The sequence below is a fragment of the Bacillus sp. BD48 genome, from assembly GCF_046566805.1.
Classification (GTDB): Bacteria; Bacillota; Bacilli; order Bacillales; family Bacillaceae; genus Bacillus; species Bacillus safensis.
On the sequence record NZ_JANGFM010000001.1, the window covers coordinates 244,701 to 262,168 of the forward strand.

General features: G+C 42.5%; 13 protein-coding genes. All 13 read right to left on the reverse strand.

The annotated features are described in order from the left end of the window. Window positions 1–8: 8 nt before the first annotated feature. The 13 genes from truB to ACLGGR_RS01290 all read right to left on the reverse strand — a co-directional run bounded on the left by truB (window position 9) and on the right by ACLGGR_RS01290 (window position 17,446). Window positions 9–938, reverse strand: coding sequence for a tRNA pseudouridine(55) synthase TruB (gene truB, locus ACLGGR_RS01230; RefSeq protein ID WP_410972361.1), 930 nt, complete (start codon window positions 936–938; stop codon window positions 9–11). Window positions 939–1,006: 68 nt separating this feature from the next. Next, complete coding sequence (gene rbfA / locus ACLGGR_RS01235; RefSeq protein ID WP_007499525.1) at window positions 1,007–1,357, reverse strand: 30S ribosome-binding factor RbfA; 351 nt, start codon at window positions 1,355–1,357, stop codon at window positions 1,007–1,009. A 17-nt stretch (window positions 1,358–1,374) separates the two neighbouring features. Beyond that, a complete protein-coding gene (locus tag ACLGGR_RS01240; protein ID WP_024424137.1) occupies window positions 1,375–1,653 on the reverse strand; it encodes a DUF503 domain-containing protein in 279 nt (92 codons plus the stop codon). Next, the gene (infB, locus tag ACLGGR_RS01245; RefSeq protein ID WP_251215444.1) at window positions 1,650–3,770 is read right to left on the reverse strand and encodes a translation initiation factor IF-2; all 2,121 of its coding nucleotides are present in this window, start codon (window positions 3,768–3,770) and stop codon (window positions 1,650–1,652) included. Before infB ends, ACLGGR_RS01240 begins: the two co-directional genes overlap by 4 nt. A 19-nt stretch (window positions 3,771–3,789) precedes the next feature. After that, on the reverse strand, window positions 3,790–4,092 hold the full coding sequence (locus ACLGGR_RS01250; RefSeq protein ID WP_024424138.1) for a YlxQ family RNA-binding protein: 303 nt from the start codon (window positions 4,090–4,092) through the stop codon (window positions 3,790–3,792). Continuing rightward, on the reverse strand, window positions 4,085–4,369 hold the full coding sequence (gene rnpM / locus ACLGGR_RS01255; protein WP_024424139.1) for an RNase P modulator RnpM: 285 nt from the start codon (window positions 4,367–4,369) through the stop codon (window positions 4,085–4,087). The genes ACLGGR_RS01250 and rnpM overlap by 8 nt, the downstream gene beginning before the upstream one ends. 15 nt (window positions 4,370–4,384) lie before the next feature. Further along, on the reverse strand, window positions 4,385–5,500 hold the full coding sequence (gene nusA, locus ACLGGR_RS01260; protein WP_024424140.1) for a transcription termination factor NusA: 1,116 nt from the start codon (window positions 5,498–5,500) through the stop codon (window positions 4,385–4,387). A 32-nt stretch (window positions 5,501–5,532) separates the two neighbouring features. Continuing rightward, window positions 5,533–6,006: a ribosome maturation factor RimP gene (gene rimP, locus ACLGGR_RS01265; protein WP_003211398.1), complete on the reverse strand. Its 474-nt coding sequence runs from the start codon at window positions 6,004–6,006 to the stop codon at window positions 5,533–5,535. Window positions 6,007–6,247: 241 nt separating this feature from the next. After that, a complete protein-coding gene (locus ACLGGR_RS01270; protein ID WP_410972362.1) occupies window positions 6,248–7,378 on the reverse strand; it encodes a glycoside hydrolase 5 family protein in 1,131 nt (376 codons plus the stop codon). Between the two features lie 24 nt (window positions 7,379–7,402). Then, on the reverse strand, window positions 7,403–8,632 hold the full coding sequence (locus ACLGGR_RS01275) for an endo-1,4-beta-xylanase (protein ID WP_410972363.1): 1,230 nt from the start codon (window positions 8,630–8,632) through the stop codon (window positions 7,403–7,405). 81 nt (window positions 8,633–8,713) lie between these two features. Further along, window positions 8,714–10,819 (reverse strand): glycoside hydrolase family 48 protein, encoded by a 2,106-nt coding sequence (locus ACLGGR_RS01280; RefSeq protein ID WP_410972364.1) that lies wholly within the window; start codon window positions 10,817–10,819, stop codon window positions 8,714–8,716. Window positions 10,820–10,852: 33 nt separating this feature from the next. After that, window positions 10,853–12,703 (reverse strand): glycoside hydrolase family 9 protein, encoded by a 1,851-nt coding sequence (locus ACLGGR_RS01285; protein ID WP_410972365.1) that lies wholly within the window; start codon window positions 12,701–12,703, stop codon window positions 10,853–10,855. A gap of 429 nt (window positions 12,704–13,132) precedes the next feature. Continuing rightward, window positions 13,133–17,446 carry a PolC-type DNA polymerase III gene (locus ACLGGR_RS01290; protein WP_410972366.1) on the reverse strand — a complete coding sequence of 1,438 codons (4,314 nt, stop codon included), beginning with the start codon at window positions 17,444–17,446 and terminating at the stop codon, window positions 13,133–13,135. Window positions 17,447–17,468 lie beyond the last annotated feature (22 nt).

Genomic DNA, 17,468 nt, shown 5'->3' on the forward strand with positions numbered 1-17,468 from the left:
CCTTTTCTTTAAGATTGCTTGTCCTGAGATAAGATCTTCGCCGGCTTCATCAGGTTCTGTTTGGTCGGGTGCTTCATATATATCGCCAGACAACGACCTGAAGGAGCAAATACAGCGACACGATCCTCCTCTGCGAAATGAGCAAATTCATCAGGCATTGGCAGGACTGCACCGTTTTCCACTTTACTTGCTAATGTATCATTTATCTCCCATTTCGGCAAATGATTGAGCGCACGCTCGATCGGGACAAGGTGCTCATCTACAGTTCCTTCCTCGCTTATATCTCGCAGCTCATCCAGCGTGATACATTCATCAAGTGTAAAATTCCCAGACCCTGTGCGAATGAGATGTGACATGTGGGCTGGAAACCCTAGTTTCTTCCCGATATCAACCGCTAAAGTTCTCACATACGTTCCCTTTGAGCATAGAACAGTGAATCTAAATGACACGCTGCCATCCTCATACGTGACAGGTGTTGTCCGCTCGATACGGTGAATGGTAATTTCACGGCTCGGCCGCTCAATTTCAATGCCTTCTCTTGCATATTCATAGAGTTTTTTTCCGCCAATTTTCACAGCAGAAAACATCGGAGGAATTTGTTCAATGGTTCCTTCAAACTGCTTCAGCGCCGCATCAATTTCTTTTTCTGAAATTGGTTTTTCCACCTTTTTCTCTTCTACGATCTCACCTGTTTGGTCTTCTGTTGTTGTAGAAAAGCCAATCGTGATTTCCGCATCATACGTTTTCGATTTATCTGTTAAATATTCTACAATCTTCGTTGCTCTTCCGATACAAATAGGCAGAACACCTGAAACCTCTGGATCGAGGGTGCCTGTATGTCCGACTTTTTTTGTGTGCAAGATTTTTCTTACTTTGAACACACAGTCGTGAGAGGTCATGCCTCTTTCTTTATGTAATAAAAGAACACCATTTATCATCTGCGTTCTCTCCTTTCATAAACGATGAAAAAGGACAGACGATCATCGTCTATCCTTATTTCAACGTCTTATTCATGATCTTTTGTGTTTAACTCAGCAATCAGGCTTTCAATTCGGTTTCCGTAATCTACGGATTCGTCGAATTCAAAATGCAGTTCTGGTGTTTTGCGAAGTCTGATTCGATTGCCAATTTCAGAGCGGATATACCCTTTAGCCTTTGCAAGGCCTTTTAAGGTTTCCTCTCTTTTCTTCTCGTCGCCAAGAACAGAAATGTAGACTTTGGCAATTTGCAAATCACCGGATACTTCGACATCAGTTACAGTCAAAAAGCCGATTCTTGGATCTTTTAGCTTTCTGCCTAAGATGTCGCCCAATTCTTTTTTCATTTGCTCACCCACACGGGTTGCTCTCATACTCATGATCTTATCACCTCTAATTAAAACCACTCAGTTTTCGTGATCGTTCGTTCAATTTCAGGAAAAGAATCGATAAAGCTTAATACACGCTGAAGCTCCTTTTCCACTTGAACCCGAGATGAGGAAATCACGGCGATTCCGATTGATGTACGCTGCCATGTATCCTGGTAATCCATTTCAGCAATGGTTACATTGAATTTATGACGCGTTCTTGTCAATATACGCTGAAGAACCGCACGTTTTTCCTTCAGTGAGGATGCATCATAGATCATGCACTCACATTCGGTATAACCGATCATTTTCTTTCGATTTCTTGCATAACGAATGATTCCAGAACATCGCCTTCACGGATATCATTGTATTTCTTAATGGTAATACCACATTCATAGCCTTGTGAAACTTCTTTGACATCATCTTTAAATCGTTTTAATACGTCGACTTCGCCTTCAAAAATAACGACGCCGTCACGGATTAAGCGGATTCCGCTATCTCTTGTGATCGTTCCTTCAGTCACATAGCCGCCAGCGATTGTACCGATCTTAGATACTTTGAACGTTTGACGAACTTCAACTTGACCGATGACTTTTTCTTCATATTCAGGGTCAAGCATCCCTTTCATCGCAGCTTCAATTTCATCGATGACTTTATAAATAATGCGGTGCAAGCGGATATCTACGTTCTCTGTTTCAGCTGTGCTCTTCGCATTTCCATCAGGACGTACGTTAAAGCCGATCACAATCGCATTAGAAGCACTTGCTAAAATGATATCTGATTCCGTAATCGCTCCAACACCCGTATGGATGATTTTCACTTTTACGCCTTCGACCTCAATTTTTTGAAGAGCTGCCGTTAATGCTTCAGCAGAGCCTTGTACGTCTGCTTTCACGATCAAGTTGATATCTTTTACGTCACCTTGTTTGATTTGCTCAAATAGGTCGTCTAGAGATAATTTCGCTTTGTCTGAACGCTGTTCATCCAGCTGCTTAGAAGCACGCGCTTCACCGACTTGACGAGCTGTTTTTTCATCTTTGAATACGAGGAACTGATCCCCTGCATTTGGTACATCGTTTAAACCAGTGATTTCAACAGGTGTAGATGGCCCTGCTGTTTTCACGCGGCGGCCGATGTCATTGACCATTGCACGTACACGGCCAAATGTATTTCCGACAACGATTGGGTCACCTACTTGAAGTGTACCTGTTTGAACAAGAAGGGTTGCAACAGAACCTCTTCCTTTATCAAGCTCAGCCTCGATGACAGTCCCTTTTGCCGCACGATTTGGGTTGGCTTTCAGTTCTGCTACTTCGCTGACAAGAAGGATCATTTCGATCAATTCGTCAATGCCTTCACCTGTTTTTGCAGATAGTGGAACGAAGATCGTTTCGCCGCCCCAAGCTTCTGGTACAAGACCATGCTCAGTTAACTCCTGCATCACACGGTCAGGGTTCGCTGTTGGTTTGTCAATTTTGTTGACAGCGACAATGATTGGCACTTCTGCCGCTTTCGCATGGTTAATCGCTTCAATTGTTTGCGGCATGACACCATCATCTGCTGCAACGACTAGAATTGTCGTATCCGTTACTTCGGCACCACGTGCACGCATCGTTGTAAATGCTGCGTGTCCAGGTGTATCAAGGAACGTAATTTTTTTGCCATTTTCTTCAATTTGGTATGCACCGATATGCTGCGTGATTCCACCTGCTTCGCCTTCGACGACTTTTGTCTTACGAATGCTGTCAAGAAGAGTTGTTTTCCCGTGGTCAACGTGTCCCATGATCGTTACAACTGGAGGGCGTACTTGCATATCTTCTTCTTTATCTTCAACTTCATACTTTTCAAGTTCAGTTTCTTCTAAAATGATGACTTCCTCAACTGGAACACCATATTCAGAAGCGATTAATTCCACTGTATCTTTATCAAGTTCTTGGTTGATTGTTGCCATGACACCAAGCATCATCAGCTTTTTAATGATTTCAGCTGATTCTTTTCCAAGCTCATCAGCCAGCTGGCCGACAGTCATTGAATTTGTAAATTCAATTTTTTCAGGAAGCTCTTTTTTAGGCTTCACAGGTCTAGCTTGCTGATGCTGCGGTTTGTTATTTCCACCGCGTTTGTTTTTGTTTTTATTTTGGTTGTTGTTTTTTTTGTTTTTATTAAATTGATTATTCTGCACGTCATTCTTCTTTCTATCATTGTTTTTGTTAGATGATTGTTTTTTTTGTTCTGCGGGTTTCTCGTTAGCTGTCTCTTTTGCTTTGGCTTTTTTATAGATAGCGTCTAGCTTTTTCACAGTGTCGTCTTCAAGCGTCGCCATGTGGTTGTTCACTTCCACGTTCATATCCTTAAGCGCTGCTATAATATCTTTACTTGAAACATCTATGGCTTTTGCGTATTCATATACTCTCACTTTAGCCATTCGTTCACCCCCAAATAAATTAATCGAGCAAGCTTATGAGCTTCTTAGCGAAGCCTTGGTCAGTGACAGCGACAACTACGCGAGCTTCTTTCCCAATAGAACGTCCGAGAACGGAACGGTCTTCAACTTTTCTAACCGGAACATTATAAAATTTGCATTTGTCAGATACCTTTTTCTCTGTGTTAGATGAGGCATCTGCTGCAAGAAGAACCAGCTTAGCACGCGCATGTCTAATTTCTTTGATCACCAGATCTTCTCCTGACACGACTTTACGAGCTCGATTTGCTAGACCAAGCAAAGGATACCATTCAGATTCATTCATTAGGTTTTTTCACCTTTTCAGCTAGTTCTAGTAATTCTTCAAATATGTGTTCGTCAATCTGTGTCTGAAATTGCTGCTGTAAACTGCGTTTGTTCTTTGCCGCAAGAATAGTTTCTTTATCGAGAGAAAGGTAAGCTCCGCGTCCGTTCATTTTTCCGGTAGCGTCAACAGACACTTCTCCTTCTTTAGAACGAACAACACGGATCAGTTCTTTCTTTGGTTTCATTTCTCCCGTCACGACGCATTTTCTAAGCGGGATTTTTTTTCGGCTTTTCACCTTTTATATCACCTCTTATTCGTCAGATTCCTCAGCTACTGGTTCAGCCTCTAAGAAAAGAGATTCAGAGTCTTCAGTTCTTGGGAAAATACCGAGTTCCCTTGCATCTGTTTCGCTTTTAATGTCAATTTTCCAGCTGGTCAGCTTCGCTGCAAGACGAGCATTTTGACCTCTTTTACCAATCGCTAATGACAGCTGATAATCAGGGACAATGACTGTTGTCGCCTTGTCTTCTTCATTCACAATGACATCAAGTACTTTTGATGGACTCAGCGCATTGGCAACAAATTCAACCGGGTCATTTGACCAGTGGACAATGTCAATTTTTTCGCCTTTCAGCTCATTGACAATTGCTTGTACACGCTGGCCTTTTGGTCCAACACATGAGCCAACTGGATCAACATCAGGATCATCTGTACGAACAGATATTTTAGAACGGTCTCCAGCTTCTCTAGCAACCGATTTAAGCTCTACAGTACCATCATAAATTTCTGGCACTTCAATTTCAAATAAACGCTTTAAGAGACCTGGATGTGTTCTAGACACATAAATTTGTGGTCCTTTAGTTGTTTTTTCTACTTTTGTAATGAATACTTTAATGCGGTCATGCGGTTTGTATTCCTCATTTGGCATTTGTTCATTGACAGGAAGAAGGGCTTCGATTTTGCCAAGTGACACGTAAATGAATTTACTGTCAATTCGCTGAACGATTCCCGTCATAATGTCTTCCTCGCGGTCGATGAACTCAGTGTAGATCACACCGCGCTCTGCTTCTCTCACTCGCTGCGTCACAACTTGTTTCGCTGTCTGAGCTGCAATGCGTCCGAAGTCTTTTGGTGTGACTTCAATCTCAACGACGTCACCAACCATGTAATTCGGGTTAATATTGGCTGCATCATCTACTGAGATTTCAAGGCGAGAATCATACACTTCATCTACAACATCTTTTCTTGCGAACACACGAATCGTTCCCGTTTCGCGGTTTAAATCAACACGAACATTTTGTGCTTGATTAAAATTACGCTTATATGCAGAAATGAGTGCAGCTTCTATCGCTTCAATTATAATTTCTTTACTAATACCCTTCTCTTTCTCAAGAACAGTCAGGGCATCTAACAACTCACTACTCATTTTTATGGTTCCCCCTTATATCAATGAAAAGGTTAATTGAACGAAACTGCTAATCTTGCGTTAGCTATTTTTTCGTATGGAATATTGATCTCTTTCTTTCTTGTCTTGATCTTCACTGTCACTGTTGCAATCTCACCATCAAAGCTTGTAAGCTCACCTTCAAATGCTTTTTCACCATCAATTGGTTCATATGTTTTCATGAAAACATTTTTTCCAAGTGCTTTTTCAAAATCAGCTTTTTTCTTTAATGGGCGCTCCGCTCCAGGAGAGGACACTTCAAGAAAGTAGTTTTGGCTAATCGGATCTGCCTCATCAAGCTTTTCGCTCAAGGCTTCGCTCACTTTGGCACACTCTTCGATATCGACGCCTTTATCAGAGTCAATAAACACGCGAAGGAACCAGTTTTGACCCTCTTTGACAAATTCAACATCAACGAGTTCAAGCTGTAAGCCATCTAAAATTGGCTGTACCATTTCGCTTACGACATCCACTACTTTTTTGCTCATTCTCTTCCTCCTTGTGCTTTCGATAAACGCTCTTATCAATCATTCTGCATAAAAACCCTGCTTTATGTGAGCAGGGGGAGCAGAAAACGGATGAATAATGTCGAGACAAAAATTGCCTGTTCAATACAAAAGAGCGGGTTTCCCCACTCTTGTCTCGGTAATCGTTAGCATTTCCATAAAAACTATACCATATCCAATTTTTTTATGCAAATGAAGTTCCTTATTCAGCAGGCATTCGTCATCATTTCTTTTCATTCATTCTTTTCGCATGTTCACTAATAAGTGCTGCCTCCCTGCTCCCTTTTATGATGCGGAAACCGTCATAATCCGGATAGAGCGAATCGTCGTCCTGAATGCTTGTTAAAATCCAAAATTGACTGCCAGCCCCTCCGAGCCGCTCAACCGCTGACAGCCAGCTTTGATATACGTCAGGACGAGCTGATTGATTTTGATAGCCAAACTCTTCTAACACAACTGGTTTTCCAATTGATTTCCCTCGGGTGATATGGTCTTCAATCCATTTCACTCCCCAGACAGCAGACTTGTTCCAATGATCTGGGTACAGATGATAGGTCCCATAATCGATATGAGGAAGAGCCGTCAAACGGTCCCAATCGACGCCTTCTCCGCCTCCGTAAAACCAATCTTCATGCCCTGGTATGCGGAAAAAACCTTCATCTCCTACTGCAACAAGATGGTGACGATCCAGCGATTTGATCCATGAACTCATTTCATCTGCCCATTTGACTAGTACATTTCCCGTTGGATCTGACTGCACACGCGGCTCATTGGCCAATTCCCAAGTCATAATAGCTGGATCGTCTTTATATTGAACACCTGTATACGTATTGGTTCTTTCTAATACATAGCGCACATAATTTTTGTAAGCATTTTGAATTCGAGGATCTGTATAGAAGGCATCATGCGTTCCTGCCCCGAACCACTTTACGTATTGATTCATACCGCCAAAGTCATCCCAATTGTTCACTAGTGGAATGACAAGCTTTATCCCTTCCTGTCCTGCTTTATAAATCGCATAATCTAGTTTTTGAAAACCCGATTCTTCATAGACCCCTGGACTAGATTGTAAGACTGAGTTTTCTTGAGGTGCCCCGTCATGAAAGCCCCAAATCCGTATGACCTTTAAATTCATTGCTTTCATATCATCGAACACAGCATCTACCATTTTTTTAGATTTGTAATGGAAGTAGTAATTATTTGTGCCGGCGAAGTAAAATGGTTGATTGTTCAGCGTAAATTGTGTACCAGACGTCTGCACATAAGCGGCGGCTTTCATCGTAAGTGAAAACCAGCCGGACCATATAGCGGCCACAAGTATGAAGCAAGACACTCTTTGAGCCCACTTTTTCATTTACATTCTCCTCACAATCTATCTCTATCCTTCTTGAGGCAGGATCACATCTAGTTGAAGCGGTGTTTGTTCATTTGAATCAAGTTCAATTGTCTGCTGTTTCAACATTTTATTTTCTTTGCCGATTTGAATCTCATATGTTCCGTGAAATGCTGGACATATCACATTGCCATTAGCATCTGTTTTTTCAACTCTTTGGGTCGTCCACTCATTTAGAAGCTTTTCATAACGTCGTCCTGCTTCATTTAAAGACCAATCATAATTCACGATGGCCGCATGTTCACCTCTCCAATGAGCACCTGCCCAAAATCCCCACATCAGTACTCCTTTGACGGCTGGATGACTAAATGCGACGCGATATAAAGCCTCTAGGTTATCCGCTCTTCTATTAGGGTCAGGGTGAACAGAGTCGTACTCTGTGACCCATATTGGAAGACCAAGCTCAGCAAGCACATCAAGCCTCTCTTTGACAATGACTGGATCGACCCGTTCTTCAAAATGGCCTTGAACCCCAATCGCCTCAATAGGTGCGCCTAACTGACGCAGTTCATTGATATGCGCTTTATACGCATGGTGCTCACCATATGAAATTACATTATAATCATTCACAAACAATAGTGCTTGAGGGTCAATTTTTTTCGTTTCTTCATACATCCACTTCCAAATATTTTTCCCAAAGCGATCTTTAAAAAATGAACCGTGCATCATTTCATTGTTTACATCCCAGTGACGGAATCTTCCCTTAAAATGATTGCCCGCATGCTCAAGCCGGTTTTTCATGGCTTCATATACTTCATGATTCGGCAGTGACCTCAGCCAGCTTGGATTCGCATCCTCTACCTCCCAAAATAAAGCGTGCCCCCTCACTGGAAGTTGATGTCGATCTGCAAAATTCAGCATCGCATCTGCTTTTTCGTAGGTGATTCTCCCTCTTTGCGGCTCATTCGCATACCATTTTGCCTCATTTTCAAAAACAGCCCAATTAAAATACTTCACGAAAAAATCAGCATATTGTTGATTAAATAACACTTGGTCATTCATCGCCGAACCAAATGCGAACTCATGCTTGATTTGCTTAATTTCAACCTCTATACCTGCTATTGGCTTTTTATCGCCGTTTGTCACGTTGATCACAAGATCTCTTTGTCTATGCTCTGAGATTCGATCATCCGCCTCTTTTTTCCACATTAGATTTTCCTGGCCATTTTCGCCTCTATTGAATGAATGATGAAGAAAGCTTCTTTCTTTAACCATGTAAAATCACCCTTATTTTCATTGGATTGTTATTACCTATTCAAACTGCCGGCCAGAAGCCGACAGCTTGATTTTGACCTCTTAGTTGATCAGACGATGGTATTCAGCATAGGCAGTGGCCATATCCACTTGAGACCAGAAGCGGTGATAAGTGAAAACTGGTGCGCCATTCTCCCATTTACCTGTAGCTTCATTAAATGAAGATTGATATTTACTTTCGAGTGAAGACCACGCTGGATCTTGTTTAATCTTCGGACGAAGATCAGCAAAACTCGTATAGACCCCATTCCCTCCTCGCTGCGGGTCAGAAGGAATGGTGCTGGCTCCAGGAATCTGATTTCCTTGACCAAATGTCCCGTTCCATCCATTTGGGAAATACACTTCTTTTCTAAAGAAACGGTCATAGTCTTCTCTATCTTCCTCTGTCACTATGCCGACGCCATCATTGTAATTCCACGCAACCTCTAGGAGCTGCGCGGCTGCATCTTTTGCTCTTGCACCAAGCGCTGTATAATCACCTGTTTCAAGCTTTGTGGCTGCTGCAAAGAATATCAAAGCTTTGGCTAGACTTCCTAATACGCCCGTATCCTGAGTCGGATCTTTTGTTACCGCTGTTAAATTTGGATTTCCTGTTGCAGACTGGAACCCGTTCCAAGTATCAGGCTGTCCGCTCCAAGCAATATTTCCAGGAAGCCAAAACTCTCCAGGCGCACTTGTTGTAGCAACAGAAACGTTTGTTCCTCCTAGAATTCTTTGTCCTTGCTCATCTAAGAAATAACCCTCATCATCAGACACAGGACGGCTGCCGATAAAAATGTAATCTAAGGCATAGTTGACCCATTTTGTCACGACAGATTTGGCCATTTGGACATTTTCAGATGTTTTGTCTCCATCTTTCACAAAAATATAATAAAGCTCTGCTACACGCTCTATTGGCCACGCCTGCATTCCAAACCAGTTATTTGAAGGCGGGTCAAGGTAAACAGGTGCATCTTCATATGCCATATCATAAAAAGTACTTCTTCCTGCTGGATAAGCACTATAGTCTCCATTCCAGCTATTGGTTGCGCCTCCTGCTATGGCACCTTCTTTCGATTGAAGCCATACGTAAAATTCAAGCTGTCTCTTTAATGTTTTTTCCCAATCGCTTGCCCCGGTAGCTGAAGTTGGCTTTAAGCCTCCTTTATCTGAGGATAAAGCATAAGCGGCGACAGGATTTTGATATCCTTGATGACAATGGCTCGCTCCGATACGCCATGACCAGTTTGCATTATCCCCAAGTCCTCCGCCCCAAGACGTATACCATGCCATTAAGTAATGACAGGCACCTTTTCCGTTTCCAGGATACGGATTCCCCTGCTTCCCGCTTCCAATCGTTTGAAAATATTTATCGTACATGCCGTAACGGAGGAAATCCCCCATTTTTTTCGCTTTATCAAGATAAGTTGACTGATTATAGCCGAGCTCCTTTGCCCAATACATCGCTTGTATTGCACGCGCATCAGCATCCGTTGCATTCGTATAGCGCCACTGAGCAGCTGGAGCTTGATTTTCTTTTGTGAATAAGCTCATAAAGCCTTCATTCGGCTTGCCAAAAGATTTATCGTCCTGTGATGGATGAGGGATGGACTCCCATACAGATTCCTGTGGACCACGCTGGAATGTGTTCACATATGCGGCTTTATGTGATGGGTTGAGCAAGTTTCCATAGCCATACCAGTTATCTACATCAAGGAGCCAGTGCATTAAATACGTTTCATTCGTTCCATAGGTTGATTTCAATTCACTATCAATTGGATCTTGACCAGCAGGACGAGCACCGGTCAGCTGGCTTGGGTATTGATCCGGAAATGGTTTCTCTGCTGCGTATGTGGCTGGGCTGGACGGATTGTAAGCGTTCATATGCGGCTGCTCATCATTTCCATCTTCATTGACTGGGATGATGTACTTCTCCATATTGTCCCAAGCAGCCTCTAATTTGCTCCAATCCCCTGTGTAATGTCCGTACAGCACCTCAAGCCACAGCCAATAGCTATACGCTTCTGAGGTTGTCATATGCCCGTAATCAGGCGCTTCGCAAATGAGCGTCTCAATTGAATGATACGGAATTCCTTCTGGTGAAAAATATCCATTCGCATCGCTTTTGATTTGATGATAAAGCGTTAAAAACCGTTCTTTGTTTGACAAGTCCTTCACCCTTTCAATAAAATCATTGTTTTTTTATTTGTCTGGAAGTGTGCCAAATACTAAAACACCATCGTCAAAGACAGGAATCTTCGTTGTTTTTTGCATATTGGCTGTTAATCCTTGATAGGAATAATCATTTGAGGCATCCCATATATTCGATCCATTTGGAGCAGATAATCGAAATTGTATTTCCTTCTTATGCTCAGATTCTCCTCTAGGAGAAATAGCTACGCCCGTAAAATCAATTTCTGCAAAATAGACGCGGGCTGATTCGTCATATACCTTTAAAGGTGATAAGGAAGCGCCTTCATTGTAGGCTGCTGTCACTTGAATATCCTTTTCAGTGAACCCCTTTGCAAAAACCTCACTCAGATTGACGTAATATCTAAAGGACAGTGTTTGACTGCTTCTTGCCGGCCAGCCGGACCGGTTGTATAGCACTGCTTTCACTTGAGTAGATGTTGTATCGTTATGCATCACAGCTGCCTCTACAAAAAACTCATCCTCCACTTGTTCTTTAGGCGGAAAATTGGGCAGCTTTGATTGCCCTTGACCAAACAGCTGCACCATTTTGGCAATATTTCCAGTAAAGGCGGCATTATAATCAGTCGCCACCTCGTTTGATACATAATCCGAGATATCATCGTCATATTGGTCCTGTTCATTAGGGCCCCCAACAAGCGCTCCATAAAGTGTGTGCCGATGAACTGGAGGATTTGTCAGCTGGTTCGACCATGAGCCATGTGCATTACGGTGGTGCGGGTGCTTCGGCGGATTCTGGCCAAAACCAACGACATAGCTTCTATTCAGCGGATTATCCCCTAGCATATAGTGAGTTTGCTTGATCGCAAACGATTGGTATCGATTCTTCTTTTCTTGATCAGTTACCCAATCAGCATAAACAAAGGCTAAAAATGCTGCATTGGCGGCATAACGAAGTGAACCCCATTGATCCAGCCATGCCAAACCGCCAGGCGTATAGGTGATTCTTTCTACTTTTCCATTTTGAACGAGACCTGTGGTCCAGTAATCAAGATTACGCTCAGTCGATTCTATAAATCTGTTTTCTTTCGTGATTCTTGCAAGTAAGATTTGTGAAGCAAAAAAAGTATTGTCCCATGACATGGTAAACGTATAATCCCAATCCTTCGGCCATTCCTCTACCGCTTTTAATGCTTGGTTTAAATAGGTTTCTTCATTTGTCGCCAAGTACAGCCAGATTCCGCCCCAAATAAGTTCGTCAACATAGCCGCTCCAGGAGTTGTAAAATGGCTGCGCATTGGTGACACAATCTGTATATTTGCCGCGATACCTGTCAGCAAATGCATATAGCTGTTTGGCGTGCGTCAAAAGCTTTGCTGCATAGGGCGCATCTGTTTCTTTAAAAATGATAGAGCCTGCTGCTAAAGCCGCCGCAGTTTGTGCAGCTACTTCTGTTCCAGGACAATGTTCATCAATCTTAAAAGCTGGCCGGTTCATCGGCATCACTTCTGCTGGTCCCCACCAAGCATGGTCGGCGTTTCCATCACCTACTTGCGCCCAAAATTCATTCGGTCCTGTATGTGCTTTCAAGAAATAATCCGTTGCCCACTTGATTTGATCTAGTATCTCATCAAGCAGCTCCGCCTCTTCATAAGCTTCTCGGTATTCATATACTGTCCACGCAAGCACGGCTGCTGAGTAAGCCATCGGAAGTCCAAATTTCACATGATCTCCTGCATCATACCAGCCGCCAGTTAAGTCGTGCCCAACATCCTTCCCGTCCTCTAGTCCAGAATCTCCCCGCCAGTTAAGACGATTACTTTCCGGAAGCCGGCCTGACCGCTGCGCTTCATAAAACAGCATGGATTTTTGTAGAACCTCTACATAGTTGTAAGATGCCATTTCTCTATTGCTCACCCCTTCTTTTTAGTGAAACCTTGATCAATAGACGAACCGCCTCCTTTTTATACTTCGTTTCGTGATCTGTACAGTTTTTGAAAAGAATCAAATATGTTTCAAAAATAAGCATAGTAAACAGCAATCAGCTTTACGCTCATCGAAGGTTTTTCTCTTGATTCTCCTTCTGACTGTACCCAGAATGATCATATGTCGCTTGAGAACATTTCAGACGGCGAAATTCTCTTTTGAGCTCTATTTGGGTAGAAAGAATGACATACAATCTCTTCTCTTAAAACATCACGCTAAATCAAGATATATGAATAAATAAGAAAATAATTCCAGTTGGTGAAAAATCTTTATTAGTTAACATAATAATATTATTGTATATAGAAAAAAGAACGCCCATTTAGTAGGGCGCTCTTTTTCATCAAATTAAAATAAAGAAAGCTGGTTTTGATCAGGAAGTGCTTCTAAACAGCCTTGACGATCTAAATATTCAAGGATGGTTTTCGACACTTTTCCGCGTTTTTGCAAATCTTCTTTTGAAAGGAATTCCCCATCTTGCCGCGCGCGAACAATATTTAGCGCAACGTTTGTTCCGAGTCCAGGGATCGAGTTGAATGGCGGAATTAAACCATCTCCATCAATGATAAACTCTGTTGCACTTGAGCGGTAGAGGTCCACTTTTTTGAAATGGTAGCCTCTTTCGCACATTTCAAGGGCAAGCTCTAGTACAGTTAATAGGTTCTTTTCTTTCGGTGATGCATCTAGACCTTTTGAGTTAATGTCATCCATAACGGCTCGAATCGCATTCGATCCTTTTGTCATCGTTTCTATATCAAAGTCATCCGCACGAACGGTAAAGTAAGCCGCATAGTACAGAAGTGCATGATGCACCTTGAAATAAGCAATACGAACAGCCATTAGTACATAAGCAGCCGCGTGGGCTTTAGGGAACATGTATTTGATCTTTTTACAAGAATCAATATACCAGTTTGGTACATTATTATTCTTCATTTCTTCTTCCCATTCAGGAGGAAGTCCCTTCCCTTTACGAACAGATTCCATGATTTTAAAGGCGAGTGACGGCTCTAAGCCCTGATAGATGAGATAGACCATAATATCATCACGGCACCCAATCACTTCACTTAGTTCACACGTTTTATTGTGAATGAGCTCTTGCGCGTTTCCGAGCCATACATCCGTACCGTGTGATAGTCCAGAAATCTGAACAAGCTCTGAGAAGGTCGTTGGTTTTGTATCCTCTAGCATTTGGCGAACAAATCTTGTCCCAAATTCCGGGATACCGAGTGTACCTGTTTTACAGCCAATTTGCTCTTCTGTTACACCTAGAGGCTCTGTTCCTTGGAAAATCTTCATGACTTCAGGGTCATCTGTTGGAATCGTTTTTGGATCGATTCCGCTTAAATCTTGAAGCATACGAATGACCGTTGGATCATCGTGCCCAAGAATATCCAGCTTGAGCAAGTTGTCGTGGATTGAATGGAAATCAAAATGTGTCGTCTTCCAATCGGAACCTGTCGCATCGGCCGGATATTGAATAGGTGAGAAATCGTAAATGTCCATATAATCAGGCACAACGATAATCCCGCCTGGATGCTGGCCAGTTGTCCGTTTTACCCCAGTACAGCCTTGTACAAGCCGGTCGATTTCAGCGCCTCTCATATGAAGGTTATGATCTCCTGCATAGCCTTTCACGTAACCATATGCTGTTTTTTCTGCAACGGTACCAATCGTACCTGCTCGGTATACGTACTCTTCCCCGAACAACTCTTTCGTATAGTTATGTGCTATCGGCTGATATTCACCTGAGAAGTTCAAATCAATATCAGGAACTTTGTCTCCTTTAAAACCTAAGAACGTTTCAAACGGAATATCATGTCCGTCTTTTTTATACGGCGTACCACATTCTGGGCAGTCTTTATCAGGAAGGTCAAAGCCTGAACCAACAGATCCGTCATTAAAGAACTCAGAGTGCTTACAGCTTGGACATACATAATGAGGTGCAAGTGGATTCACTTCAGTAATCTCTGTTAATGTCGCAACAAGAGATGAGCCGACAGATCCCCTTGAACCAACAAGATACCCATCATCAAGTGATTTTTTTACGAGCTTATGAGAGATTAAGTAAATAACGGCGAAGCCATGACCGATAATACTTTTTAATTCTTTCTCAATGCGGTCTTCTACGATTTTCGGCAAATCATCTCCGTAGATGCTGCGCGCCATTTGATAGCTCATTTCCCGTATTTCTTCATCTGCACCTTCAATTTTTGGTGTGTAAAGATCATCTTTGATAGGTTTAATGCTTTCGACCATCTCAGATACTTTTTGCGTATTCGTTACGACGATCTCTTTCGCTTTTTCGTCTCCTAGGAAGGAGAACGCTTCGAGCATTTCATCTGTCGTTCTAAAATGAACTTTTGGCAGTTCATGGCGGTTCAGCGGATTCGCTCCACCCTGTGATGAAATTAAGATTTTACGATATATTTTGTCCTCTGGATGCAGGTAATGTACATTTCCAGTCGCTACAACTGGTTTATTCAGCTTTTCGCCAAGTTTGACAATGTTTGTGATGATTTCTTTTAACGCACGTTCATCTCGAACAAGCTCAAGCTGCAGCAGGTGCTGATACACTTCTGGCGGATGTACCTCTAAATAGTCATAAAATGCTGCAATGTCTTCCACCTCATCAGGTGATTTTTGCATCATCCCTTCAAACACTTCACCCTTATCACAGGCAGACCCGATAATTAGTCCTTCTCGATATTTCTCAAGCTGTGAGCGCGGTATGCGCGGCACCCGGTAGAAATAATGAATATGAGAAAGAGAAACAAGCTTGAATAAATTTTTCAGCCCTGTCTCATTTTGTGCGATCAGAACGGCATGGTAAGGACGTGAGCGCTGGTATGCATTCGACTGCCCCATGTTTTCATTCAATTGATCGTGATAGGCAATCTCTTTTTCAGCCGCATCTTTTAGCATCTTCAGCATGAGATAGCCTGTCGCCTCTGCATCATAGATCGCCCGGTGATGCTGCGTTAGTTCAATATCGAACTTTTTACAAAGGGTATTCAGCCGGTGATTTTTAAATTCTGGGTAAAGGAATCGGCCAAGTTCAAGTGTATCAATGACAGGGTTTGACGCTTTATCTGTTTTTAACAGGCGTTTATACGCTGCATTTAAAAAGCCCATATCAAAGCTCGCATTGTGCGCAACAAGGATATCTTGTCCAATCCATTCTTTGAAATCCCGCACAACGTCGACAACATCTGGTGCATCTCTCACCATATCATCGGTGATACCTGTTAATTCGATGGTTGTCGCTGATAACGGGTGATGGGGATTTGCAAATGCTTCAAAGCGGTCAATGATTTCCCCGCCTTTTATTTTCACTGCTGCCAGCTCAATGATCGTGTCATAAACGGCTGAAAGTCCAGTTGTCTCTACGTCAAATACGACATACGTCGCATCCTCTAACAAGCGGTGCTCTGGGTTATATGCAATCGGTACACCATCATCAACTAAGTTGATCTCCACACCGTACATCATTTTGATGCCATGCTTTTTACTTGCTGCATACGCATCAGGGAAGGATTGTACAACGGCATGATCCGTCAGGGCAATTGCTTCATGTCCCCATTTCTTTGCTTGTTCAACAAGCCTCCCAATGCCAGTGACAGCATCCATTTGGCTCATAGGGGAATGTAAATGAAGCTCCACACGCTTTTCACCCTCAGGTGCTGTATCTTCTTTCAGCTGCGGTTTCATTTCATTGACATCATTGGCGATCATGACAAGATCTCTGACAAACGTATCATTTTGAATGCTTCCTCTTGCTTTCACCCACATGCCTTTTTTCAATGATTTCATCAGCTGAGCATCTTCTTTTTCTCTTGCAAACATTTTGATCAAAATACTGTTTGTATAATCTGTGATCTTAAAGATACAAAGCGTTCTCCCGCTTTTCAGCTCACGCGTTTCTGCATCGAATACGTAGCCTTGAACGGTGATTCTTCTTTCCTCGTCCATGATACTATCAAGCGTACGAATTTCTTCATTGTCTTTGATTTGATAGCCAATCATCAGAGGGCCTGACGGAGCTTCATCCTGCTCCTCACTTTCTTTCTTCTCCATCTCAGTGAGGGCTTGCATGGCTCTTTCTTGATCTTCAGCAAGCTTTTGTTCTCTGAACTTCTGAATCTCTTGATCTGATACAAAAATTTCTGTATCGAATTGCAGCTCTGGAAAGCCCACTTGTTTAAATGCAGCCTGGAGCATTGGGCTGTACTTCTTCTTAATAGCGAGTGCCTCTGTTTCGCTTTTCGTTTTAATGATGATTTTATGTCCAGACAGCGATGGTTTTTGCTGCTGAAGCAAGCTGATAATTGGGGGAGAAATTCCTTGAAGTTCTTCCACACAATGTGACCAGTACGATTGCACGAGTTCTTCAGATATGTGCGGATCATTCACTTCAATCGTACAAGTGATTTGTGCAATATGAGAAAATGCATTTGTCAGCCTGCTGAGAAACATGGCGTATACTTTGTAAGGCAAAAGCGCCTTAAATTTAAAAAGGAAATGCCATGTTTTCGTCGCCTTATGCACCGTCAATTTGACGATTTCCCCTTCTTCAAAGTAACGACTGAGGTCATCATCTGTCATTTGAATCTGATTGAGTAATATATGAAATTGCCGCCGTGTGATCGGTAATTGTTCATCCAAGACAGGACCCTCCTTTTGTCAA